At 59.4% G+C, this 22,300-nt stretch carries 17 protein-coding genes; 13 read left to right on the top strand and 4 right to left on the bottom strand.

What is annotated here, in order from left to right; translation table 11 throughout:
• Positions 1–79 precede the first annotated feature (79 nt).
• Positions 80–580, bottom strand: a complete 501-nt coding sequence (tpx, locus tag A7317_RS11870) for a thiol peroxidase (RefSeq protein ID WP_024075153.1) — start codon at positions 578–580, stop codon at positions 80–82.
• 158 nt (positions 581–738) lie between these two features.
• Between tpx and A7317_RS11865 the strand changes: the two genes are divergently transcribed.
• Complete coding sequence (locus A7317_RS11865) at positions 739–2,028, top strand: glycosyltransferase (RefSeq protein WP_024075152.1); 1,290 nt, start codon at positions 739–741, stop codon at positions 2,026–2,028.
• A gap of 85 nt (positions 2,029–2,113) precedes the next feature.
• Here A7317_RS11865 and A7317_RS11860 read toward each other — a convergent pair whose 3' ends face one another.
• Positions 2,114–2,626 carry a GNAT family N-acetyltransferase gene (locus A7317_RS11860; protein ID WP_041161187.1) on the bottom strand — a complete coding sequence of 171 codons (513 nt, stop codon included), beginning with the start codon at positions 2,624–2,626 and terminating at the stop codon, positions 2,114–2,116.
• 245 nt (positions 2,627–2,871) lie between these two features.
• Between A7317_RS11860 and A7317_RS11855 the strand changes: the two genes are divergently transcribed.
• The 10 genes from A7317_RS11855 (at position 2,872) to A7317_RS11810 (ending at position 19,361) form a co-directional block, all read left to right on the top strand.
• A complete protein-coding gene (locus A7317_RS11855; RefSeq protein ID WP_024075150.1) occupies positions 2,872–3,777 on the top strand; it encodes an AraC family transcriptional regulator in 906 nt (301 codons plus the stop codon).
• A gap of 167 nt (positions 3,778–3,944) precedes the next feature.
• On the top strand, positions 3,945–10,349 hold the full coding sequence (locus tag A7317_RS11850) for a hypothetical protein (RefSeq protein ID WP_155766392.1): 6,405 nt from the start codon (positions 3,945–3,947) through the stop codon (positions 10,347–10,349).
• Between the two features lie 284 nt (positions 10,350–10,633).
• The gene (locus tag A7317_RS11845) at positions 10,634–11,917 is read left to right on the top strand and encodes an ABC transporter substrate-binding protein (RefSeq protein ID WP_168233115.1); all 1,284 of its coding nucleotides are present in this window, start codon (positions 10,634–10,636) and stop codon (positions 11,915–11,917) included.
• 134 nt (positions 11,918–12,051) lie between these two features.
• On the top strand, positions 12,052–12,942 hold the full coding sequence (locus A7317_RS11840) for a carbohydrate ABC transporter permease (protein WP_024075147.1): 891 nt from the start codon (positions 12,052–12,054) through the stop codon (positions 12,940–12,942).
• Between the two features lie 10 nt (positions 12,943–12,952).
• On the top strand, positions 12,953–13,783 hold the full coding sequence (locus A7317_RS11835) for a carbohydrate ABC transporter permease (protein ID WP_005788583.1): 831 nt from the start codon (positions 12,953–12,955) through the stop codon (positions 13,781–13,783).
• A 36-nt stretch (positions 13,784–13,819) separates the two neighbouring features.
• The gene (locus A7317_RS11830) at positions 13,820–14,923 is read left to right on the top strand and encodes an ABC transporter ATP-binding protein (protein ID WP_069075875.1); all 1,104 of its coding nucleotides are present in this window, start codon (positions 13,820–13,822) and stop codon (positions 14,921–14,923) included.
• Positions 14,924–14,941: 18 nt separating this feature from the next.
• Positions 14,942–16,423 (top strand): mannitol dehydrogenase family protein, encoded by a 1,482-nt coding sequence (locus tag A7317_RS11825; protein WP_069075874.1) that lies wholly within the window; start codon positions 14,942–14,944, stop codon positions 16,421–16,423.
• A 136-nt stretch (positions 16,424–16,559) separates the two neighbouring features.
• Positions 16,560–18,041: a xylulokinase gene (gene xylB, locus A7317_RS11820; RefSeq protein WP_069075873.1), complete on the top strand. Its 1,482-nt coding sequence runs from the start codon at positions 16,560–16,562 to the stop codon at positions 18,039–18,041.
• A gap of 12 nt (positions 18,042–18,053) precedes the next feature.
• Positions 18,054–18,992 carry a carbohydrate kinase family protein gene (locus A7317_RS11815; protein WP_069075872.1) on the top strand — a complete coding sequence of 313 codons (939 nt, stop codon included), beginning with the start codon at positions 18,054–18,056 and terminating at the stop codon, positions 18,990–18,992.
• A gap of 99 nt (positions 18,993–19,091) precedes the next feature.
• A complete protein-coding gene (locus A7317_RS11810; RefSeq protein WP_024075142.1) occupies positions 19,092–19,361 on the top strand; it encodes a DUF2790 domain-containing protein in 270 nt (89 codons plus the stop codon).
• A gap of 61 nt (positions 19,362–19,422) precedes the next feature.
• Here the strand turns inward: A7317_RS11810 and A7317_RS11805 are convergent, their stop codons facing one another.
• Positions 19,423–19,692: a DUF1652 domain-containing protein gene (locus tag A7317_RS11805; protein ID WP_024075141.1), complete on the bottom strand. Its 270-nt coding sequence runs from the start codon at positions 19,690–19,692 to the stop codon at positions 19,423–19,425.
• Positions 19,693–19,937: 245 nt separating this feature from the next.
• Positions 19,938–20,960 (bottom strand): threonine ammonia-lyase, biosynthetic, encoded by a 1,023-nt coding sequence (gene ilvA / locus A7317_RS11800; protein WP_081329185.1) that lies wholly within the window; start codon positions 20,958–20,960, stop codon positions 19,938–19,940.
• A gap of 272 nt (positions 20,961–21,232) precedes the next feature.
• Between ilvA and A7317_RS11795 the strand changes: the two genes are divergently transcribed.
• Both A7317_RS11795 and map read left to right on the top strand, forming a co-directional pair.
• Positions 21,233–21,436 carry a ParD-like family protein gene (locus A7317_RS11795; protein WP_069075871.1) on the top strand — a complete coding sequence of 68 codons (204 nt, stop codon included), beginning with the start codon at positions 21,233–21,235 and terminating at the stop codon, positions 21,434–21,436.
• Positions 21,433–22,188 (top strand): type I methionyl aminopeptidase, encoded by a 756-nt coding sequence (gene map, locus A7317_RS11790; RefSeq protein WP_024075138.1) that lies wholly within the window; start codon positions 21,433–21,435, stop codon positions 22,186–22,188. The genes A7317_RS11795 and map overlap by 4 nt, the downstream gene beginning before the upstream one ends.
• The last annotated feature ends 112 nt before the right edge of the window (positions 22,189–22,300 follow it).

Genomic DNA, 22,300 nt, shown 5'->3' with positions numbered 1-22,300 from the left:
AAAAACGGCCTGGACTAGGCCAGGCCGCAATTATGTGCCGCGCGTGTTACTGCGTAACGACAGTAATGCGCCGAAACAGTTACTTCAAAACAGCCAGGGCTGCTTCGTAGTTTGGCTCCTGGCCGATTTCAGGGACCAGTTCGCTGTGCAGCACAGTGTCGTTTTCATCCAACACGACGACGGCACGGGCGGTCAGGGCCCGGAGGGGGCCGTCAGCAATCGAAACGCCGTAGTCAACGGCGAAATCAGCGTTGCGGAAGTCCGACAGGTTCTGCACGTTGTCCAGGCCTTCGGTGCCGCAAAAACGCTTCTGGGCAAACGGCAGGTCGGAGGAGATGCACAGCACGACAGTGTTGTTCAGCTCGTTGGCCTGGGCGTTGAACTTGCGTACCGAGGTGGCGCAGGTCGGGGTGTCGACGCTTGGGAAGATGTTCAGCACTTTGCGTTTGCCGGCGAAGGTGGCCAGGGTCGCATCCGACAGATCGCCGGCGGTCAGGGTGAAGTCTGGCGCTTTGGAGCCGGTTTGCGGCAGTTCGCCTTCAACTTGGACGGGGTTACCACGAAGGGTGACTTGAGCCATGGACGGAATCCTTATGCTGGGTTTGATTAAACGAATTCGAGAGGCGGAAGTTAACCACAAAGTGCTGTGGCTACCTACCGCCAGACACAAATTGTCATGTCTCGCGGTTGTGGTTTAATTGCGCGCTTTGCGCCTGCCCTCCAAGGAAATCGTTGTTAATGAATCAGCCCGCCACCAAAGTCCTGGTCATTGGTTATGTCTGGCCGGAGCCACGCTCCTCGGCAGCGGGCGGGCATATGATGCAGATCCTCGAGACTTTTCTTACGCAAGGTTGGGATATAACCTTCAGCAGCCCCGCAGCGCTGGGCGAGCACAAAGCCGACCTGGCTGCGCTGGGCATCGCCGAATGCGCGATTGAGCTCAATAACAGCAGCTTCGACGATTTTATTTGCGAATTGGCCCCGGACATCGTGCTGTTCGACCGTTTCATGATGGAAGAACAGTTTGGTTGGCGCGTGGAGAAGTGCTGCCCCCACGCCCTGCGCGTGCTGGAGACCTCCGACCTGCAAAGCCTGCGCGACGCGCGCCACCAGCGCCTCAGGGACCACCTCAAGGCCCATCCCGACGGCGAAGACTTCAGTGCACTGTTTACCCCGGCGCTGAAACAGGAATTCCAGTTGATGGCCGACACCGACCTGGCCAAGCGTGAAATTGCGGCGATTTACCGCTGCGATATCAGCCTGATGATTTCCGACGTGGAAATCCGCCTGCTCATCGAACAGTTCAAGGTGCCCGCCGCCCTGCTCCACTGGTGCCCGTTGATGATGCAGCCACCGACCGCGGCTTTCGCGCCCTTTGAAGACCGCGCGCACTTCCTCAGTATCGGTAACTTCCGTCACGCGCCGAACTGGGATGCGGTGTTGTGGATGAAAAACAGCGTGTGGCCGCTGATCCGCCAGCAACTGCCGGGCGCCCAACTGCATATCTACGGGGCCTACACCCCGCCCAAGGCCACCGCCCTGCACAACGCGGCCCAGGGGTTTCATGTGATGAACTGGGCCGAAGATGCGTTGCAGGTGATGAGTGCCGCACGTATCTGCCTGGCCCCCCTGCGCTTTGGCGCCGGGATCAAGGGCAAGCTGGCGGATGCGATGCTGTGTGGCACGCCGAATGTCACCACACCGATCGGCGCCGAAGCGATGGGCGACGATCAGCCCTGGCCCGGCGCGATCGAGCAGAACGCCCCGGCCCTGGCCGCCGCCGCCGTGGCCCTTTATCAGGACCGCGAGCGTTGGACCCAGGCCCAGGAACAGGGGCGCCAGCTCCTGGCCCGGCGCTATGACCAGGCCCTCCACGGACCGGCCTTGGTGGCATGCCTGGAGCAATGCCGCCGCAACCTTGCGGCCCATCGCCGCGACAACTTTACCGGCAGCATGCTGCGCCATCACGCGCATAAAAGTACGCAGTACATGTCCCAGTGGATCGAGGCGAAGAACCGCAACCTCTAGGGAATCGAGCAGCGCAAAGAACATGAACATCGTGACTCTGACTTGCCGCCGCTGCGCGGCAAGTTGAATCGGGCATCCCTGCCCCCTAACGCGCCCAGACGTACCTCACCTCCTCCAGGGACACCCCGCCACGGACGAGCGTGCGACGGCTGCCAAGCTCCTCCTGCCCTCCGAGCCCTTGATAGAAGCGCACAGCCCTTTCGTTTTCAGCTAAAACCCATAAGGTAACAAGCTTGTAACCCTGATCAACCAAACGCTTTAAACCTGACGCCCATAATTGGGCGCCTATACCCTTGCCCCAGTATTCTGCCAAGACGTAGATAGCCATGACCTCTCCCGCTTCGGCGCCAGACTTATCTTCATCACGGCAAGGCCCCACTGAAATCCAACCAATAACGTTCCCATCCACCTCTGAAACTAAAACGTCAGACTCTTTGCTTTCAATTGCATGAGCCCAATAAGCTTCCCTCTTAGGCAACGTTGCAGTAAGCGAGGACAAAAAATCAGCCGGCATCAGACTGAGATAAGCGTGTTGCCAGCTACTGACATGAACATTGGCGATGCTCTTCGCGTCCTTGGGTAGTGCATCACGAATCATAACCACACCCTCACTCGTGCTCTGTTTCACATAAAAATCTTCTTTGATCCCAGCGGCCATGCCGCTCTCGATCAGCACAACGGCTGCCTGCAAACGCTTTTGTTAATATCACAGCCCAGTTAAATATATTAAGTAGCCAATCACCAAAAACGGCATTCAGAGATGCTCCGATCAACTTGCCGCTGGCAGCGACAACACACAAGGGGGCATTATTCGAATCGCAACCACAATAAAGCGACGGCAGCATGACCCGAGCAACGCGAATCACCGACCCTTCCTACGAGCTGATGGACGATCACAACGGCCTGTCCATCATCTATCGCCAGCATGGTTTCCCCTGCCCGTTGGTACGCTGGCACTTCCATAAGGAGTACGAGCTGCACTTGATTATCGCCAGCTCCGGCAAAGTGTTCATCGGCGACTACATCGGCAATTTCTACCCGGAAAGCCTGTTCCTCACCGGCCCCAACCTGCCCCACAACTGGATCAGCCAGGTGGAGGAAGACGAGGTGGTGCCCAAGCGCGACATGCTGGTGAACTTCACCGATGAACTGTTTGAGAACGGCAGCCCTATTTTCGCCGAACTCAAGACCCTGGCACCGCTGCTGGAACGGGCGCAGTCCGGCATCGAGTTTCGTTGCAAAAAAACCATCGCCCAGGCCATGACCCTGATGCAACGCATTGAGGACGCCCAAGGCATGGCGCGCCTGGGGCACTTCTTTATCCTGCTGGACGTGCTGAGCGCGTGCGAGGACTACCAGTTGTTGTCCGGCGTGACCACGCCGCAACTGGCCGATGAGCACAGCATCGACCGCACCAACCGCGCGGTGGACTACATCTTTGCCCACTACGCGCGGGAGTTGCCGCTGGAGGAAGTGGCGGAACACCTGGGCATGAAGCCGACGTATTTTTCCCGGGTGTTCAAGCAGGCCACCGGTCGCACGTTTATCGAGTTCGTCAATCGCTTGCGTATCAGCAAGTCCTGCGAGTTACTGGCCGATGGCGATAAAGCCGTCACGGATGTGTGTTTCGAATCCGGCTTCAATAACATCTCCAACTTCAATCGACGCTTCCAACAGCTCAAGGGCATGACCCCCTCCCACTACCGTCGCCTGGCGGTGCAGCGGCTCACCGAACAAAACCTGGCTTGAGCTCTTTGCGCATAGACAAACGATTACACAGCAATCCCTTGAAGTAATCCCTCCACACCCTGTCACTGGAACTGGACCAAGCCCCTGGCCACTTAGCGAAGACATCGCTCCTCTTTCACTCGATGGGTGATGCCTTGTCTATCAACGCAAAGGTAAAAGGGCTACTCATGATCAACGTTCAGCGGTTACCTGCTCCCGCCACCATCACCGGCTCAAACGACATGAGCGCCGCCGCAAAACCTGCGTACTCAATGGCCTCGCAAGTCATCCCGCTGTTTAATAATCAGATGAACAACCACCAGGCTCTCCTCGCGCCCGTGCAGGCCGGCGATATACCGCCACACGCCCGGCAGCGCATCGTGCACCTGCTCAGCTACGCGATGACAGAAGAACGACCGAGCCTGGCCGCGCAGATCAGCCAGTTGATAAACAACAGCCGTCCGCCCCTCACAGGCGAAATACTGCACGATGAAGTCGAGCGACACCTGAACCAGCCCAGCGCACTGAATCCGCAGAAAACCTACGCCCAGCTCATTCACGACATACTCCAAACCCCATCGCAACCCGCCTCGCTCCCTTCCCCTGTGGTGTCACGAGCACGTCGGGAACTGCAGAACCCAGATCCCGCGCAACACACCGACAACACCTCAACCACTCAGTTCGCCAATGCCCTGGTTGAAGACGGCGACCGGCAATTGTCGATCAATTTCGCCAATCATTTGATCCGCCGATGGGTCGATGCAACCCGAAGCTCCGGCTTTGGAGAGGAAAAGATTGCCGTCCCGCCCGGTTCAACATTCGGCCTGGCCTGGAACGCGTTGGCTGACGCGCTCGACGCGCAACCGTTCAAGACCTTTGCCCAAGCCAAGGGTATTGATGTTTCCAGCCTGGTCATCAACACCAACGGAGACCTGAGCGGGTTACAGAACAAGCAAACCGTCAGCTTTTCTTTGGCGCAAGATCCCGATTGGGCCGCCGCTTCATCGGCCGTTTTAGCCGCGGCCAAAAAACTGGGCGGGGACATCCGTTTCCACGACCGCGGGCATGCACCCGCGGAGGATGTCGCGGCCTTTTATTTAGTGCGCAAAAGCCGCTTCAACAGTGACGACCGATTATTCACGATCGACCAATTGCTCAAAGAGCAAAACTTCAGTTCGATCAGTAACACCGACAGTTACTACGCGGCGCAATTCGCCCCGGTTCAGCAGCGCCAAAGAGAGGCCAAGCAACAGGTTGCGGAGCTGCCCACGCCACAGTTGAACCGGCTGCTGGCAGGCTTCATACCCGCGTCGGTGCCGGCGATACAAAAGGTCAAGGACGCCGATCAGGCCCTGGCCCGCCTGTGCAGCCAGGCACTGGGGCAGGCGTTTGCGTACACGATAGACGAACTGCCCGAGTACTCGACCTTTAACCTGGCCCGCAATAACCTCAAGGACGCACTGAACAGCAGCGCCTTTACCACGTTTGTACGCGCGAACAGCCTTGACCTGTCGAGCATCCAAATCAACTCGGACGACGGGACCTTGAAGGGTAAAGTCAAGGGTGTCGACACCACCTTCCCTGTCAACGCCATTTCAGATTGGGCCTCTGTCTGGCAAGACGTGGAACCCGCGGTAAAGCAGATGGCGACAGGCTCGGGCGACTACGTTGATTACCCCGGTGCGAACCCTGTAACGCTGCCGGAAGTACTGCGTTTCTACGGCGAAGAACCACTGCCACCCCATGGCTTCCCTCAGGATGGCTGGCAACAACGATCACGTGCAGCCAATCTGAGCAGAAGTGCGCAAATCATCCGAGACAACGGCTTCAAGGCGCTGGTCTCCCCCTCGGCTGACGATGCTCGCTCGCGTAGCGTGCGGGAGAAGCAGCAGGCAGTCGCCCTACCGCTCAGCGCAAAGACGCTGAACCTTTCGCCACTTGAAACCCTGGCGGTCGAGGTCAAGTCCCGCCTGCAGGAAAACGACAGCGCTACGCCCCTCGCGCCCCCCGCACACAGCCCGGACACGCCCGAAGACGCCTTGGCCAGCACCGAAAGAGCACTGGCTGTCGCGGTGCATGGCGTAATGCTTGAGCTCAAGAGCGACTCGAGCCAAGCAGAGTCGAAAATGCTTGAATCGATCCCGGCCAACAGCCTGATCGGACAGTGGCGGGCTTACTTGGACAAGGCCCTGAAGGGACGTGGGTTTACCGAATGGGTCCAAAAACAGAACATCGACCTGACCTCCCTGCGCTTTGACCCCACGGACAACGCCTTGATCGGTAAGGTCAATGGCCTTGAGCAGCGCTTTACCGCCACTGACTTCGCGCAAAAGTACCCTGAGCATTTCGATGTGCTTGCACCGGTATTGAACGCTGCGGCCGCATTCAGCCCCCCTGGAAAAACCATCGCGCTGAACCAGCCCGACAACAGCATGCCCTTCGAATGGGTGGGCAGTTTTTATGGCATCAGCAACGACTACAGCAGCCAGGCGTTCGCACGACACACGGAGCTGATGGGCCGCACGCAGCAATTTCCAACACCGGTTGAAAACCCGCAGAAAGTCGTGAACTGGCTGAACCGCCAGAGAACCGCACTGGGCGACAGTAACGATCGATATGCGCTGATCCATCAGCTCAAACACGGGAATGTCGATAACGACCAGACCACGGGCTTCACGGTGGACCCGGACTCCTCCCACCAGCCCAAGGGCACCACGACCGTCCAGGCGTTTCTTTCGGACCAAGGCTGGTACGGCGCCATATCGGCCGCACAGGTCGATAACTTGTTGCGGGCCTTGCAGACCGAAATTCCGCAGGCGCCGTCCTTTGGCAATCTATGGGGTTTCCTGTCCACAGACATACCGTTGAGTACTGAGCAGCGTGTGGCGGTAACCGAGTTCGTGAAAAAGTCCATTGGCAGCCATGGTTCCCTGGTCGGTTTCTTGAGTGCCAGTGTCCCGAACCTGAGCAGCGACCCTGACCAAGCGCGGGAACAGCTGCTTTCCAGTGACACCGCCCTCGAGTTTGCCACCCGCCTGCAAACCGAGATGAAAAGCGCTGAAACCTCTACCAGCCTGAAGCAATGGCTATTGACTGCGCTGGTGCTGGAGCTTGACCCCACGGCCGGCACCCAGCGCAATAGCGTGGCGGGTTTCGACCTCATGGCCTCTGGGAACTGGGGGCATGGCACCGACACCATTGTCGAGCAGTTCAAGCAACACTTGATTGACACCAAGCAGGTCCCGGCCAGCCTCGCACCGGCCATGGCTAAGGTGTTGTTAGCGGGGGCAGCACCGCACCTGCTGGTAAAAGACGTGCCGCAGCCCCTCACCCTGGGTTCCCCCGAGTGGGTCGGCTTTAACACAGCCGTCAACCGGATCGAACGGATCGCCGCGGGCGCTACCGCGAGCATGACCTTCCAGAAAGTCATGGAGCTCCACAAGATCAATCCTATTTCACCGTCTGAAACCCAGTTGCAGGCCATTGCCCAACTGAACCCGATAATTGATTGGGCAATCATCAATAATCACCTGGTGAAAAATGACAGCGACCAATACAGCCTCGAACAGCTGAACGACAGCCAAGAAAAACTCAACGCACTGATCAACGAGACCTCGCAAGCCAAGCGTTATCTGCGAACCTTCACACCGCCGAGCAGAAGGGCCATGGCCCTGGCGACATTGAGAGAAACGTTTGGCTCAGCCATCGACTTTGAGAGCCCGGTCCTATGGGAAAAGGTGGCTGGCGGGCTCTTTTCCGGAATTAACGCGAGCATCGTCGAGGTCTATGAGGCGGGCCGTCTGGGTGAAAGCTGGAGTACCTACAAAACAGGCCTGAACGTTGACGACCTGCGCAACAGAGCCCACGAGTTGCCGGACATCAACGCGCAATTCGACAAAGCCATCCAGGAAGACTTTACGCCGCGCAGGCTCAATACGATTTCCCTGTTCAAAGACATGCTCAGCAAGCTGCCTTTTGACGAGCGCAATAGCCTCCAATTCGGCACATTGGACTTTTTGAAGGTGGAAGGCGTCGGCAACGGCGTGGTGATAACGTCCGACCACAAGGGCGTAAGAAGGTATTTCGCGGTCTATCCGGCAACCGGGCAAATCGTCAAGATTCCAAACATCAATCCTTCAACGAAACAGGGCCACACAGTTGAACTTGGCATTGATGTGGACGCGTTAAAAAACGGCACCGCCCCCAAACCAGGTGCCACCGCCAACGTTGCACTGACGGCCATTAAACCCTTCATCCAGGTGGTGCCTGACGACACCGATAAGAACCCCTTGTTGCGTGAAATCACGTTCGACGAGGAGAGCCCCAGCCAGGAATCATCTCCCCCCTACAGCAACAGAAGAATGGAGGCCGTGGCCACGGCGTTGACTGACGCGGTGTACCTGCACAAAAGTGATTTCATCAGCTTCCACCGAGGGTTTAACAATCCCGTTGAGAACGGCGTAGAACCCAGTGACTTCTTCAAGGGCATTTTACGTGCCCTGCCTGGCGGCTCCAGCCTGGAAGACCTTTACCACGGTGAATTTGTAAAAGCCGCAGGTGACCTGGCTGTTGATGTCGCCCTCTACGCAGCCACTGAAGGTGCCGGGAAATTGTGGCGCGTCGCTAAATCCGGCGCGGCGTGGGCGGCGGCCAAAACCTCTGCCAAGTTCATTGGGAAGTTTGGCGCTGAAGGCGCCGAAAGCATCGCACTCAAGGACATGAGCGCCGCCAACACCTCGGCATCCCTCAGCGCACTCGCCCGCATGCAGGGCAGCCACCTTGCCGAGGCCTCGGCCGGGATGTCTGGCAGAGCGGCCAACCTGGCCGATGGCGCAGTGACGCGAACCGGCACCGCAGAACAACAGATCAAGGCGACTGCGCTATTCCAGGATGGCCAATGGCATGCCTACGACCCCAAAACCCTGTCAGCCTACGGGCCAGCACTATCAGATTTCCGCTCGGACACATCCATCGTACTGAAGCGCGAGACTTCGCCTGACGGCGAAAGCATCTTGATGCCTGAAGCGCTCTTTTCAGAAAACCCACAGGTGATTAACAGAGCGACCCACACCGACCTGAGGGTTGGGGACAGGGTGTATCGCTTTGACCCCAAGAAACCTGATGTCATTACCGATCTTGAATCAGCGGATCATTTCAACACCCCACAAGACATGGAAGCCTTTTGCCCGGCAGGGCCAAGAGTCAAACGTGGGACAAATGATCTGTGTTTTTCAAACATCGTCTCGGACTTCAGCGGCAACACCGCCAAGTTGGTTCAAGCCCTTGAACACAAACGTCTCTACCCTTCACCCGCTATCGCCGGAAAAAGCCCAACGATCGTTTTTGAACGCCGTTTATTCGACGTAGTAGAACAAGACGGTGTCCATTCGCTGACGCCACGAACATTGCAAGTACCTGTCGATTATCTACCAGTGACACGCGGCACAATCATCAAGGACCCGCACTTTGGTTTTCCCGGAACCAGCACCCTGGCGAACCTTGAGCAAAATACGCGAATTGTCAAACTCGGCCCGATCAGCAGCCTGAGCAACGACCAGCGCGAGCTGCGTGGAACGATTTCCCTGCTGCCAACGCAGTCGGGAGGACCCAAGCGTTACCTCACTGTAGAAGCGGATCCTCTAACGTTTTACTACAGCGAATTTGATGCAACCTCGACGGTGCTCAACTTCAAAAAAATCGGCCAACAGGCATCGGCTTTTGAAAACGTGCTGATCAAGGCACACACTGCGGAAACCGAAAACTTGCTCAAACTGACTGGCGCGCCCTTGAATAAAGCGTTCGTCGCGTTACCCACCCTGGACTCGGCTTTCGCAAAACTCGAAGCCGCCGGCTATACACACGCCGAAGCCACAAAACTGAGAACGACTATTGCGACGTTCAGCGCGGAGAAAAAACGCGAATTTGTCTATCAACTCATCAATAGGCTGAAAAACGCCAACGACACGGTCGTGCTCAAAGCGACGAGCATCGAACCATTAACCAAAGCGGAGAATTTTGCGAACCTGCCTGTCGAGGAGCAAAACCGGTTTTATGCCGAAAACGCAAAAAAAACCGTGGACTCACATTTCAACGCCACAGCCATCGGCTCCGCTAACAAGCACACGCCCAACGACCTTAATGATCGGTACCGAGAAGACGTCGCCAATACCATCATCTCTTGGATGCGCGACAACCATCGGCCGGCGGTTGAATCCAGTCTGAAGTTCGGCGCTGGAAACTGTCACGAAATGGCTGAATCGGCAGCTCAAATCATCAAAAAAAGCGGAGGTACAGCACAAGCGTGGTATGTCGAGGGTGGGGACCATGTGTTTACGGTAGTCGGAGGCCCCCCTTCAGCAGGCAAAAGCACCGTCAATTTTTCACAGGCCGAATGGAAGGATGCCTGGATCGTAGACCCTTGGGCCGACATTTCATGCAAGGCGTCCGAGTACACCGGGCGGCTGAGGAAAAAGATGTCCGAGTGGCACGCAAACGGTCTGAAAATCTACACCAACAAAGGTTGGCGTAACCCAACGTACCCACAATGGATCTACGAGCTGACCACGCTCCAAAAACGCCCGCTGCGAGCTTGACCTCTTAATGCCCAGTACCTGGCACTGTTGCGCAATGCGCAGTGCCAGGACTCCGTAAAAGTGTCCGGCTCAACGGCCAGGCCGAGATCGAGTGCAAAAAAGTATCAGTCCCAGTGTTCCCAAGGATTTGTCACCACCCCGTTTGAGGGCTGTAATCAACGCACACTCTTCCTGGCTCCTTGCGGGAAGACACAACAACAATAACTGTCCTTCTGTAGCCCCTGGGCGCAGAAATGGAGTGCGCGATGAAGTTCCCAGCAAAAGCACTGCTTGTCTCCACTTGCATGACTACCTGCATGACCCTCAGCGCCGTCAGCCTCGGCGCGCAAACCCTGACCATTGCCACCGTCAACAACAGCGACATGATCCGCATGCAAAAGCTCTCGAAAACCTTCGAGACCGCGCACCCGGAGATCAAGCTGAATTGGGTCGTGCTGGAAGAAAACGTGTTGCGCCAACGCCTGACCACCGACATCGCCACCCAAGGCGGGCAGTTCGATGTATTGACCATTGGCATGTACGAAGCTGCACTGTGGGGCGCCAAGGGTTGGCTGGAACCGATGAAAGACCTTCCGGCCTCCTACAACCTGGACGATGTGTTCCCTTCCGTGCGTGACGGGTTGTCCGTCAAGGGCTCGCTGTATGCCCTGCCGTTCTATGCCGAAAGTTCGATCACCTATTACCGCACCGACCTGTTCAAAAATGCCGGGCTGAGCATGCCTGAGCATCCGACCTGGACCCAGATCGGCGAATACGCGGCCAAACTCACCGACAAGAGCAAAGAGCAATACGGCCTGTGCCTGCGCGGCAAAGCCGGCTGGGGCGAGAACATGGCGCTGATCACCACGCTGGCCAACGGTTACGGCGCGCGCTGGTTCGATGAGAAGTGGCAGCCGGAATTCAATGGCCCTGAGTGGAAGGAGGCGCTGACCTTCTACGTCGACAACATGAAAAAATCCGGCCCGCCGGGTGCTTCCAGCAACGGTTTCAACGAAAACCTGGCGCTGTTCAACAGCGGCAAGTGTGCAATCTGGGTCGACGCCAGCGTCGCCGGCTCGTTCGTGACCGACAAGACCCAAAGCAAAGTGGCCGATCATGTGGGCTTCACCTTTGCCCCGCACGAAAAAACCGACAAAGGCACCTCATGGCTGTACTCCTGGTCCTTGGCCATCCCGACCAGTTCCAAGGCCAAGGACGCCGCCAAGACCTTCACCACCTGGGCGACTTCCGAGGAATACAGCCAACTGGTGGCCAAGACCGACGGCATCGCCAACGTACCGCCAGGTACCCGCAAGTCGACCTACAGCGACGAGTACATGAAGGCCGCGCCGTTCGCCAAGGTGACCCTGGAGTCGCTGAAAGTCGCCGACCCGACCAAGCCGACCCTCAAGCCGGTGCCGTATATCGGTATCCAACTGGTGACCATTCCTGAGTTCCAGGCGATCGGTACCCAGGTCGGCAAGTTCTTCTCGGGCGCGTTGACCGGCCAGCAAACGGTCGATGCCGCACTGACCGCCGCGCAGACCACCACCGAGCGTGAAATGAAGCGGGCCGGTTACCCCAAGTAACCCCCGATCCTGTAGGAGCGAGCTTGCTCGCGAAAAAGGTACATCCGACGCCGCAATGCGCCTGAAATACCTTCGCGAGCAAGCTCGCTCCTACAGGGGTTTTGCGCCCCCGTCTCTAATCGGTCCTGATCACCATGAATACACCCACCAAAAACCGCCTGGCCAACCCCGGCTGGTTTCTCGTCAGCCCCTCGGTGGCCTTGCTGCTGCTGTGGATGATCGTGCCGCTGGGCATGACCCTGTACTTTTCGCTGATCCGCTACAACCTGCTCTACCCTGGCGAAAACCAGTTCGTGGGGCTGGAAAACTTCACTTACTTCATCACCGACTCGGGCTTCCTGCCCGGCGCCACCAATACGTTGTTGCTGGTAGGCAGCGTGCTGCTGATCAGCGTGGTATTCGGCGTGCTGATCAGTGCCCTGCTGGAGGCCAGTGAGTTCCTGGGGCGTGGCATTGTCCGGGTGCTGCTGATTTCGCCGTTTTTCATCATGCCCACCGTCGGTGCGCTGATCTGGAAGAACCTGATTTTCCACCCGGTGTCGGGGATTCTCGCGGCCGTGTGGAAGTTCTTCGGCGCCGAGCCGGTGGACTGGCTGGCGCACTATCCGCTGCTGTCGATCATCATCATTGTGTCGTGGCAATGGCTGCCCTTCGCGATCCTGCTGCTGATGACCGCCATGCAGTCCCTCGACCAGGAACAAAAGGAAGCGGCGCGCCTGGACGGGGCCGGCGCCATCGCGATCTTCTGGCACCTGACCCTGCCCCACCTGGCCCGCCCGATTGCGGTGGTGGTGATGATCGAGACCATCTTCCTGCTTTCGGTATTCGCCGAAATCTTCACCACCACCAACGGTGGGCCCGGCTACGCCTCGACCAACCTCGCCTACCTGATCTACAACCAGGCGCTGGTGCAGTTCGACGTCGGCATGGCCTCGGCCGGCGGCTTGATTGCCGTGGTCATCGCCAATATCGCGGCGATCATCCTGGTGCGGATGATCGGCAAAAACCTGACTGACAAGCCTTGAGGGCCGCGCCATGACACTCCAACAATCCCGCCGCCTGCAAAGCCTGTTGCTCGGCACCCTGGCCTGGGCCATCGCGATCCTGATTTTCTTCCCGATCTTCTGGATGGTGCTGACCAGCTTCAAGACCGAAATCGACGCGTTCGCCACGCCGCCGCAGTTCATCTTCACGCCGACGCTGGAGAACTACCTGCACATCAACGAACGCAGCAACTACTTCGCCTACGCCTGGAACTCAGTGGTGATCTCATTCAGCGCCACGGCCCTGTGCCTGCTGATCTCGGTACCGGCCGCCTACTCCATGGCGTTCTATGAAACCCAGCGCACCAAAGGCACCCTGCTGTGGATGCTGTCGACCAAAATGCTGCCCCCGGTAGGCGTACTGATGCCGATCTACCTGCTGGCCAAGAGCTTTGGCCTGTTGGATACGCGCATCGCGCTGATCATCATCTACACCCTGATCAACCTGCCGATCGTGGTGTGGATGGTTTACACCTACTTCAAGGACATCCCGAAAGACATCCTCGAAGCCGCCCGCCTCGATGGCGCCACCCTGTGGCAGGAAATGGTGCGGGTGCTGCTGCCGATCGCCAAGGGCGGGCTGGCCTCCACCGTGCTGCTGTCGCTGATCCTGTGCTGGAACGAGGCGTTCTGGTCGTTGAACCTGACCTCGTCGAGTGCCGCGCCGCTGACCGCGCTGATTGCCTCCTACTCCAGCCCCGAAGGCTTGTTCTGGGCCAAATTGTCTGCCGTGTCGACCCTGGCCTGTGCGCCGATCCTGATCTTCGGCTGGATCAGCCAGAAACAGCTGGTGCGCGGCCTGTCCTTCGGCGCCGTGAAATAACGGTTTCCATAAAAATTAAAAGAGGAGGCCCATCCCATGGCCAACCTGAAAATCAAGAATCTGCAAAAAGGCTTCGAAGGCTTCTCCATCATCAAGGGCATCGACCTGGAAGTGCACGACAAGGAATTCGTGGTCTTCGTCGGCCCCTCGGGCTGCGGTAAATCGACCCTGCTGCGCCTGATCGCCGGCCTGGAAGAAGTCAGCGAAGGCACCATCGAACTCGATGGCCGCGACATCACCGAAGTCACCCCCGCCAAGCGCGACCTGGCGATGGTGTTCCAGACCTACGCGCTGTACCCGCACATGAGCGTGCGCAAGAACATGTCGTTTGCCCTGGATTTGGCCGGCGTCGACAAGAAGCTGGTGGAGAGCAAGGTCAACGAAGCGGCGCGCATCCTGGAGCTGGGCCCGTTGCTGGAGCGCAAGCCCAAGCAACTGTCCGGCGGCCAGCGCCAGCGCGTGGCGATTGGCCGGGCGATTGTGCGTAACCCGAAGATCTTCCTGTTCGACGAACCGCTGTCCAACCTCGACGCCGCGCTGCGCGTACAGATGCGCCTGGAACTGGCGCGCCTGCATAAAGAACTGCAAGCGACCATGATCTACGTGACCCACGACCAGGTCGAGGCCATGACCCTGGCCGACAAGGTCGTGGTGCTCAACAGTGGCCGCATCGAACAGGTCGGCTCGCCGCTGGAGCTCTACCACCAGCCGGCCAACCTGTTTGTGGCGGGCTTTCTCGGCACACCGAAGATGGGCTTTCTCAAGGGCAAGGTCACTCGCGTCGACGGCCAGGGCTGCGACGTGCAACTGGATGCCGGCACCCTGATCAGCCTGCCCCTGAGCGGCGCCAGCCTGAGCGTAGGCAGTGCGGTGACCCTGGGTATTCGTCCGGAGCACCTGGAAATCGCCACGCCGGGCCAGACCGGCCTGACCGTCACCGCCGATGTCGGGGAACGCCTGGGCAGTGACACCTTCTGCCACGTCAACACCACCAACGGCGAACCGCTGACCATGCGGATTCGCGGTGACATGGCCAGCCAATATGGCGAGACCCTGCACCTGCACCTCGACCCGGCGCACTGCCACCTGTTCGACACCGATGGCGTGGCCGTGGCCCGCCCACTGCGCGCTGCCGCCTGATTTCGCGAGTATTTCGTTATGAAGCTGAACAAACAGAACCTCAACCGGCTGGCGCCGCACGTGAAACTGCCGACCTACGACATTGCCAGCACCACCCAGGGCATCGCGCACATTGGCGTCGGCGGCTTCCACCGCGCGCACCAGGCGTATTACACCGATGCGCTGATGAACACCGGGGTCGGCCTGGACTGGAGCATCTGCGGTGTCGGCCTGCGCGCCGAGGACCGCAAGGCGCGCGACGACCTGGCCGGCCAGGACTACCTGTTCACCCTGTATGAACTGGGCGATACCGACGACACCGAAGTGCGTGTGATCGGTTCCCTCTGCGACATGCTGCTGGCCGAAGACGGTGCCCAGACGCTGATCGACAAACTGGCCAGCCCAGCCATTCGTATCGTGTCGCTGACCATCACCGAGGGCGGCTACTGCATTGACGACAGCAACGGCGAGTTCATGGCCCACCTGCCGCAGATCCAGCATGACCTGGCCCACCCGACAGCGCCGAAAACCGTGTTCGGCTTTATCTGCGCCGCGCTGACCCAGCGCCGTGCCAGCGGCACGCCAGCCTTCACGGTGATGTCCTGCGATAACCTGCCACACAACGGCGCCGTGACGCGCAAGGCCCTGCTGGCGTTCGCCGCCCTGCACGACGCCGAACTACATGACTGGATCAAGGCCAACGTAAGCTTCCCGAATGCCATGGTCGACCGCATCACGCCAATGACCAGCACCGCCCACCGCCTGCAACTGCACGACGAGCACGGCATCGACGATGCCTGGCCAGTGGTGTGCGAACCCTTTGTGCAGTGGGTGCTGGAAGACAAGTTCGTCAACGGCCGCCCGGCCTGGGAACAGGTCGGCGTCCAGTTCACCGACGACGTGACGCCCTATGAGGAAATGAAGATCGGCCTGCTCAATGGCAGCCACCTGGCCTTGACCTACCTGGGTTTTCTCAAAGGCTATCGGTTTGTGCACGAGACCATGAATGACCCGCTGTTCGTCGCGTATATGCGCACGTACATGGACCTCGACGTCACGCCGAACCTGGCGCCGGTGCCGGGGATCGACCTGACCGAGTACAAGCAGACCCTGGTGGATCGTTTCTCCAACCAGGCGATTGCCGATCAGCTGGAACGGGTGTGTTCGGACGGCTCGTCGAAATTTCCCAAGTTCACCGTGCCGACCATCAACCGCCTGATTGCCAATGGGCGCGAGACGGAGCGCGCGGCGCTGGTCGTCGCTGCCTGGGCCTTGTATTTGAAGGGCGTGGATGAGAATGGGGTGAGCTACAAGATCCCGGATCCGCGCGCGGAGTTCTGCCAAGGCCTGGTGAGTGACGAGGGGCTGATCAGTCAGCGGTTGCTGGGCGTGGAGGAGATTTTCGGCAAGGCTATTCCCAACTCGCCTGAATTTGTGGCAGCGTTCGAGCGGTGCTATGGGAGCCTGCGCGACCACGGCGTCACCGCGACCCTGCAACAGCTTCTGAAGCAACCGGCTTAAAACTGTGGAGGGGGCTTGCCCCCGATAGCGCTGGGTCAGTAAAGAACATTTACACTGAAACACCGCCATCGGGGGCAAGCCCCCTCCCATATTTAAAGCGCATTTACAATCCAACAATAATGCTGAGCAAACCATCATGACCCAGCAAAACCTGTTCCTCGGCATCGACTGCGGCACCCAAGGCACCAAGGCGATCGTCCTCGACGCCTCCAGCGGTAAGGTCCTGGGCCTGGGCGCCGCCGCACATACGCTGATCAGCGGCGCCAATGGCCGTCGCGAACAGCACACCCAGGAGTGGCTCGACGCCTTTACCGAGGCCACCCACCGCGCCCTGCAACAGGCCGGCGTGGACGGCCAGGACATCCTCGGCATCGGCGTGTCCGGCCAGCAGCACGGCCTGGTGCTGCTGGATGACAGCGGCCAGGTGCTGCGCCCGGCCAAGCTGTGGTGCGACACCGAAACCGCGCCGGAGAACCAGCGCCTGCTGGCCTACCTGGGCGGCGAGAGCGGCTCGCTGGAACGCCTGGGCGTGGCGATTGCGCCGGGCTACACCGTGTCGAAACTGCTGTGGACCCTTGAGCAGCACCCGCACATCTTCGCGCGCATCGCCCACGTCCTGCTGCCCCACGACTACCTCAACTACTGGCTCACCGGCCGCGCCGTCGCGGAATACGGCGACACCTCGGGCACCGGTTACTTCAACGTGCGCACCCGTGAATGGGATGTGGCGTTGCTCAAGCACATCGACCCCAGCGGGCGCCTGGAAGCGGCCTTGCCGGAACTGATCGAAGCCGACCACACCATTGGCACGATCCTCCCCGCCATCGCCGAACGCCTGGGCATCAACCCCGAGGCCATCGTTTCGAGCGGCGGCGGCGACAACATGATGGGCGCCATCGGCACCGGCAATATCGCGCCCGGCGTGATCACCATGAGCCTGGGCTCCTCGGGCACCGTGTATGCCTTTGCCGACCAGCCCAATGTGAGCCCGCAGGCGTCGGTCGCAACCTTCTGTTCATCCAGCGGCGGCTGGTTGCCATTGATCTGCACCATGAACCTGACCAATGCCACCGGGGTGATTCGCGAACTGTTCGATCTCGACCTGGCCACGTTCAACGCCCTGGTCGAACAGGCGCCCATCGGCGCCGACGGCGTCAGCATGCTGCCGTTCCTCAACGGCGAACGCGTGCCCGCCCTGCCCCATGCCACGGGCAGCCTGCACGGCCTGACCATGACCAACCTGACCCGCGCCAACCTGTGCCGCGCCGTCGTCGAGGGCACCACCTTCGGCCTGCGCTACGGCCTCGACCTGCTGCGTCAGACCGGCCTGCAAAGCCAAAGCATCCGCCTGATCGGCGGTGGTTCGAAAAGTCCGGTGTGGCGGCAGATGGTCGCCGATATCATGAACACCGAAGTCATTTGCACCGAACAAAGCGAAGCCGCCGCCCTGGGCGCGGCGATCCAGGCGGCGTGGAGCCAGTCCGGCGAATCCCTGGCCAGCCTGTGCGACAAATGCGTGAGTGTCGATCCGGCCAGCCGTACCCTGCCGGTGGCCGCCAGTGTCAGCGCCTACCAACAGGCTTACGAACGCTATCAACAGCATGTGGCAACCCTTTAAGAGCGAACGACTATGTATCTGGTGTGCGGTGAGGCGCTGTTTGATTTTTTCAGTGAGGAGGATGCCAGCGGGCAGGCTTCCAGGGTCAATTACCAGGCGATTGCTGGCGGTTCGCCGTTCAACGTGGCGGTGGGTCTGCGCCGCCTGGGCATCGAGGCCGGGCTGTTTGGCGGGCTGTCCACCGACTTCCTCGGCCGGCGCTTATTGCAGGTGCTGAAAGAGGAAGGCGTAAGCGAACAGTTCCTGGTGGAATTCGCCGCGCCGACCACCCTGTCGATGGTCGCGGTGGGCGCCAATGGCTCACCGCAGTACAACTTCCGGGGTGAAGGCTGCGCGGACCGGCTGTTGGAAGTCGCGCATTTGCCGGTCCTCGGTGATGAGGTGCGCGGCCTGCATATCGGCTCGTTCTCCCTGGTGGTACAGCCGATTGGCGACACCCTGCTGAGCCTGGTCAAGCGCGAAAGCGGCAAGCGCCTGATCAGCCTCGACCCGAATGTGCGGCTTAACCCGCAACCCGACATCCAGCTCTGGCGCGAACGCGTGGCGGAACTGGTCAAGTACGCCGACCTGATCAAGGTCAGCGATGAAGACCTGCACCTGCTCTACCCCGACCAATCGCCGGAAAGCGTGCTGCAAGGCTGGCTGCAACACCGTTGCCAGTTGGTGTTCCTGACCCGTGGCGGCGATGGCGCCAGCGTGTTCAGCCGCCAGCATGGCAACTGGTCCGCGCCGGCGGTCAAGGTGGTGATGGCCGATACCGTGGGGGCTGGCGATACCTTCCAGGCCGCGCTGATTGCCTGGCTGACCGAACAGCAATTGGATTCGGTCGAGGGCTTGCAACAGCTGACCCGCGCGCAGATCGACGCCATGCTCGGCTTCGCCATCCGCGCCGCAGCGTTGACCTGCGGCAAGACCGGGCCGGACCTGCCGTATCGCCACCAACTGGGCTGAACCACGCATTCATGAAGGTTTTGTCAGCGAAGTAGAAATTAATCGATGGTTAATCCCGCAAGCCGAGGGTAACGGTGTATCCACTTGCGGAGAACCACCATGAAACTGCGTACATTCATGCTCGGCGGCGCACTGGCGCTGGCAGCGGTGTCGGGTCTGGCCCAGGCCGACGATCAAGACGCCGCGGCCAAACCCGTGCCTTACCATTACGGCATGCCGATGAACATCGCCAAGGTCCTGGCCATGAACGAAGCCCCGACCGATGACTGCAAGGTCATCGACGCGGATATCAAGTTCGTGGACAAGGCGGGCAAAGTCGAAGATGTCAGCTATCGGAAACTGTCCGAAGCCTGCGACTTCCAGAATTGATGGGCGGGCATAAACAGCGTTGGGCCTGGCAATCACCAGGCCCAGCGTTCATGTCCAACTATCAGAAGTGACTGCGCCCAGCGGCTCTTTGCAGGACCGGTGCCTGTGACTGCTTCAGGTCTTCGCGTAATCCAGTAATCAGATTGCAAATTGCGCGACTGCTGTCGAGTTTGTCGGCGTTTATACCTTTGACTTCCAGGTCCACGCGGTCGCGGTCGCGGTCGTCATAGACCTTGATCGTCAACGAAGCATCTTCGGCTTTGATACATTCACACCGTTTAGGCAGAAAACTTCCTTCAATAATGCTGCGAAGTTCTAAATCTGAAAGCATGGCCAACCTCTCCTTTTTATGAGACTGCCAACAATTGTTATAGGCCTGGCAGGCGCGTGCCTGCCACGTCTTGCCAACCCTGGCAGACGCTTACAACTTCCAAGCGTACTCGGCAAAATCCAATGCCGTTGTAACCTTTCCTCATAAGCAAGGCGCCATTTTGTATAACTTTGTGCAAGTCCGGATCGCACGAGTTAGATCATCGCCGAACAGCTTCGATTAAACGTTTAACCCTGGCCTTCGGATTAAACAGCCGCCTGCGCAGCCACTCTTTCAGCAACATATCGCAAACTATCAAAGTTGATATTGGCGCCCGAGTTGATTGCCACCAGCGTCTGCCCACGCACGTCGTTTTGGCCGACATAGTGACGAATACCCGCCACGGCCAACGCGCCGGAGGGTTCGGTGATGGACCGGGTATCGTCATAGATCAACTTGATCGCACTGCACAGTTCATCGTTGCTGACAGTGATGACTTCATCCACCCAATCCCGGCAGATTTCATAGCCATATGCGCCGATCTGCGCCACGGCAGTGCCGTCGGCAAACCCGTCGACACTGGGCAGAACCACCCGCTCGCCCGCGCGCAGGGCGGCCAACAGGCAACTCGAACCTTCCGGCTCGACGCCGATGATGCGCACCTGTGGCCGCAGGTATTTGACGTATGCCGCGATCCCGGCGATCAGGCCACCGCCGCCCACCGGCACGAAGATCGCGTCCAACGCGCCCTGCTGCTGGCGCAGGATCTCCATGGCCACGGTGCCCTGGCCAGCGATGACGTCCGGGTCATCGAAGGGTGAGACAAAGGTGCAACCGGACGTCTCGGCCAGTTGCAGCGCATGGGCCAGGGCCAATGGAAAGCTCGCACCGTGCAGCACCGCTTCGCTGCCCCGGGAGCGCACACCCAGCACTTTCAATTCCGGCGTACTGCACGGCATGACGATGCGTGCCTGGATCCCCAGCTCGCGCGCTGCCAGGGCGACACCCTGGGCGTGGTTGCCCGCCGAAGCGGTCACCACGCCGCGAGCCTTCTGCTCATCGCTCAGTTGCACCAACTTGTTGTAGGCACCGCGAATCTTGAAGGAAAAGGTCGGCTGCAAGTCTTCGCGCTTGAGCAGCACCTGGTTGCCCAGCAATGCCGACAACGCCGGGGCGGCTTGCAGCGGCGTGCGCAGCGCCAGGTTATAGACCGGGGCGGCGAGGATCTTCTTCACATAGTGCTCAAGCAATCCCGTGTCGGCAGTGTGGGTCGCTGTGCAGGTGCTCATGGGTGTCTCCTGGCTTGCTTAAAGGGCCCTGGAGACGGAAAAACAAAACCCGCCTCTAGGGCGGGTTTGGGTACAGCCGTGCGCTATCCCGCCAAATGAGGAATGGCGGTAATAATGCTTGTCTGGCTGCGAAGGGTTTGAAATGTCATGTATCGAAATTACCCGGCGGGTACAGGGCAAGTCAATGGCCCAACACCATTTAGCGCGTGGGGGTTTACTCAGAATATACGAAACGTATACGCTCCATATATTCAATCAACACAGTGAACACCATGGGCATCGTCAAGATCACCGACCAATTGCACGAACAACTGCGCCTGGCCAGCGCCGCGATGGATCGTTCCATCAACGCCCAGGCCGAGTTCTGGATCAAGATCGGCCTGCTGGCCGAGCTCAACCCCAGGCTGCCGTACAACGAGCTGATCAACAAACTGTTGCTGGACAAGCCCGACCTGATCCGAGGCCGCAGCCAATGATCAAGACCCCTGCCCAACTGACCGTGATGCGCGAAGCCGGTCGCCTGCTGGCCCAGGTGTTCAGCATGCTCGATGGTTTTGTCATCGCCGGCCGTTCCACCCTGGAGCTGGACGCGGCGGTCGAAGCCTTCATCCGCAACGACTTGAAGGCCCGCCCGGCCAGCCTCGGACAATACGACTACCCCTTCTCCATCAACACCTCGATCAACGAAGTGGTGTGCCACGGCATGCCCAGTGCCAAGGACATCCTCAAGGACGGCGACATCATCAACATCGACATCACCCTGGAAAAAGGCGGCTTCATCGCCGACTCCAGCAAGATGTACATGATTGGCAACGTCCCCCCCAAGGCTCGGCGCCTGGTTGAAATGACCTTCGAAGCCATGTGGGCCGGCATCCGCCAAGTCAAGCCAGGCGCGCGCCTGGGCGATATCGGCCATGCGATCCAAAGCCACGCGCAAGCCAACGGCTACAGCGTGGTGCGTGAATACTGCGGCCACGGCATTGGCCGGCAGATGCATGAAGAGCCGCAGGTCCTGCACTTCGGCCGCCCCGGTACCGGGCTGGAACTGCGAGAAGGCATGGTGTTTACCATCGAGCCGATGCTCAACCAGGGCAGCGCCAAAGTGCGCAGCCTGAAAGACGGCTGGACGGTGGTGACCAAGGACAACAGCCTGTCGGCGCAGTGGGAACATACCGTCGCCGTGACACGGGACGGGTTCGAGGTGCTGACCCTGCAAAAAACCGACTGACCCATAAGCTGTGGGGCGGCCTGGACAGCGTGTGTCAGCCAATACTCAGTGCCCACATTCAAACCAACAGCCCTTCAGCCCACTGGACCTCATGCAAAAAAAACGGCCCACC

Origin of the sequence: Pseudomonas fluorescens, from assembly GCF_001708445.1 — a bacterium.
GTDB classification, from domain to species: Bacteria; Pseudomonadota; Gammaproteobacteria; order Pseudomonadales; family Pseudomonadaceae; genus Aquipseudomonas; species Aquipseudomonas gorinensis.
The sequence above is the reverse complement of the archived record's forward strand: the minus strand, read 5'-3'. Positions and strand labels throughout refer to the sequence as shown.

What these genes read in the sequence shown, in the direction of transcription:
- tpx (WP_024075153.1), bottom strand. Translation starts at nt 580, where the DNA reads ATGGCTCAAGTCACCCTTCGTGGTAACCCCGTCCAAGTTGAAGGCGAA.
- A7317_RS11865 (WP_024075152.1), top strand. Translation starts at nt 739, where the DNA reads ATGAATCAGCCCGCCACCAAAGTCCTGGTCATTGGTTATGTCTGGCCG.
- A7317_RS11860 (WP_041161187.1), bottom strand. Translation starts at nt 2,626, where the DNA reads ATGATTCGTGATGCACTACCCAAGGACGCGAAGAGCATCGCCAATGTT.
- A7317_RS11855 (WP_024075150.1), top strand. Translation starts at nt 2,872, where the DNA reads ATGACCCGAGCAACGCGAATCACCGACCCTTCCTACGAGCTGATGGAC.
- A7317_RS11850 (WP_155766392.1), top strand. Translation starts at nt 3,945, where the DNA reads ATGATCAACGTTCAGCGGTTACCTGCTCCCGCCACCATCACCGGCTCA.
- A7317_RS11845 (WP_168233115.1), top strand. Translation starts at nt 10,634, where the DNA reads ATGACTACCTGCATGACCCTCAGCGCCGTCAGCCTCGGCGCGCAAACC.
- A7317_RS11840 (WP_024075147.1), top strand. Translation starts at nt 12,052, where the DNA reads ATGAATACACCCACCAAAAACCGCCTGGCCAACCCCGGCTGGTTTCTC.
- A7317_RS11835 (WP_005788583.1), top strand. Translation starts at nt 12,953, where the DNA reads ATGACACTCCAACAATCCCGCCGCCTGCAAAGCCTGTTGCTCGGCACC.
- A7317_RS11830 (WP_069075875.1), top strand. Translation starts at nt 13,820, where the DNA reads ATGGCCAACCTGAAAATCAAGAATCTGCAAAAAGGCTTCGAAGGCTTC.
- A7317_RS11825 (WP_069075874.1), top strand. Translation starts at nt 14,942, where the DNA reads ATGAAGCTGAACAAACAGAACCTCAACCGGCTGGCGCCGCACGTGAAA.
- xylB (WP_069075873.1), top strand. Translation starts at nt 16,560, where the DNA reads ATGACCCAGCAAAACCTGTTCCTCGGCATCGACTGCGGCACCCAAGGC.
- A7317_RS11815 (WP_069075872.1), top strand. Translation starts at nt 18,054, where the DNA reads ATGTATCTGGTGTGCGGTGAGGCGCTGTTTGATTTTTTCAGTGAGGAG.
- A7317_RS11810 (WP_024075142.1), top strand. Translation starts at nt 19,092, where the DNA reads ATGAAACTGCGTACATTCATGCTCGGCGGCGCACTGGCGCTGGCAGCG.
- A7317_RS11805 (WP_024075141.1), bottom strand. Translation starts at nt 19,692, where the DNA reads ATGCTTTCAGATTTAGAACTTCGCAGCATTATTGAAGGAAGTTTTCTG.
- ilvA (WP_081329185.1), bottom strand. Translation starts at nt 20,960, where the DNA reads ATGAGCACCTGCACAGCGACCCACACTGCCGACACGGGATTGCTTGAG.
- A7317_RS11795 (WP_069075871.1), top strand. Translation starts at nt 21,233, where the DNA reads ATGGGCATCGTCAAGATCACCGACCAATTGCACGAACAACTGCGCCTG.
- map (WP_024075138.1), top strand. Translation starts at nt 21,433, where the DNA reads ATGATCAAGACCCCTGCCCAACTGACCGTGATGCGCGAAGCCGGTCGC.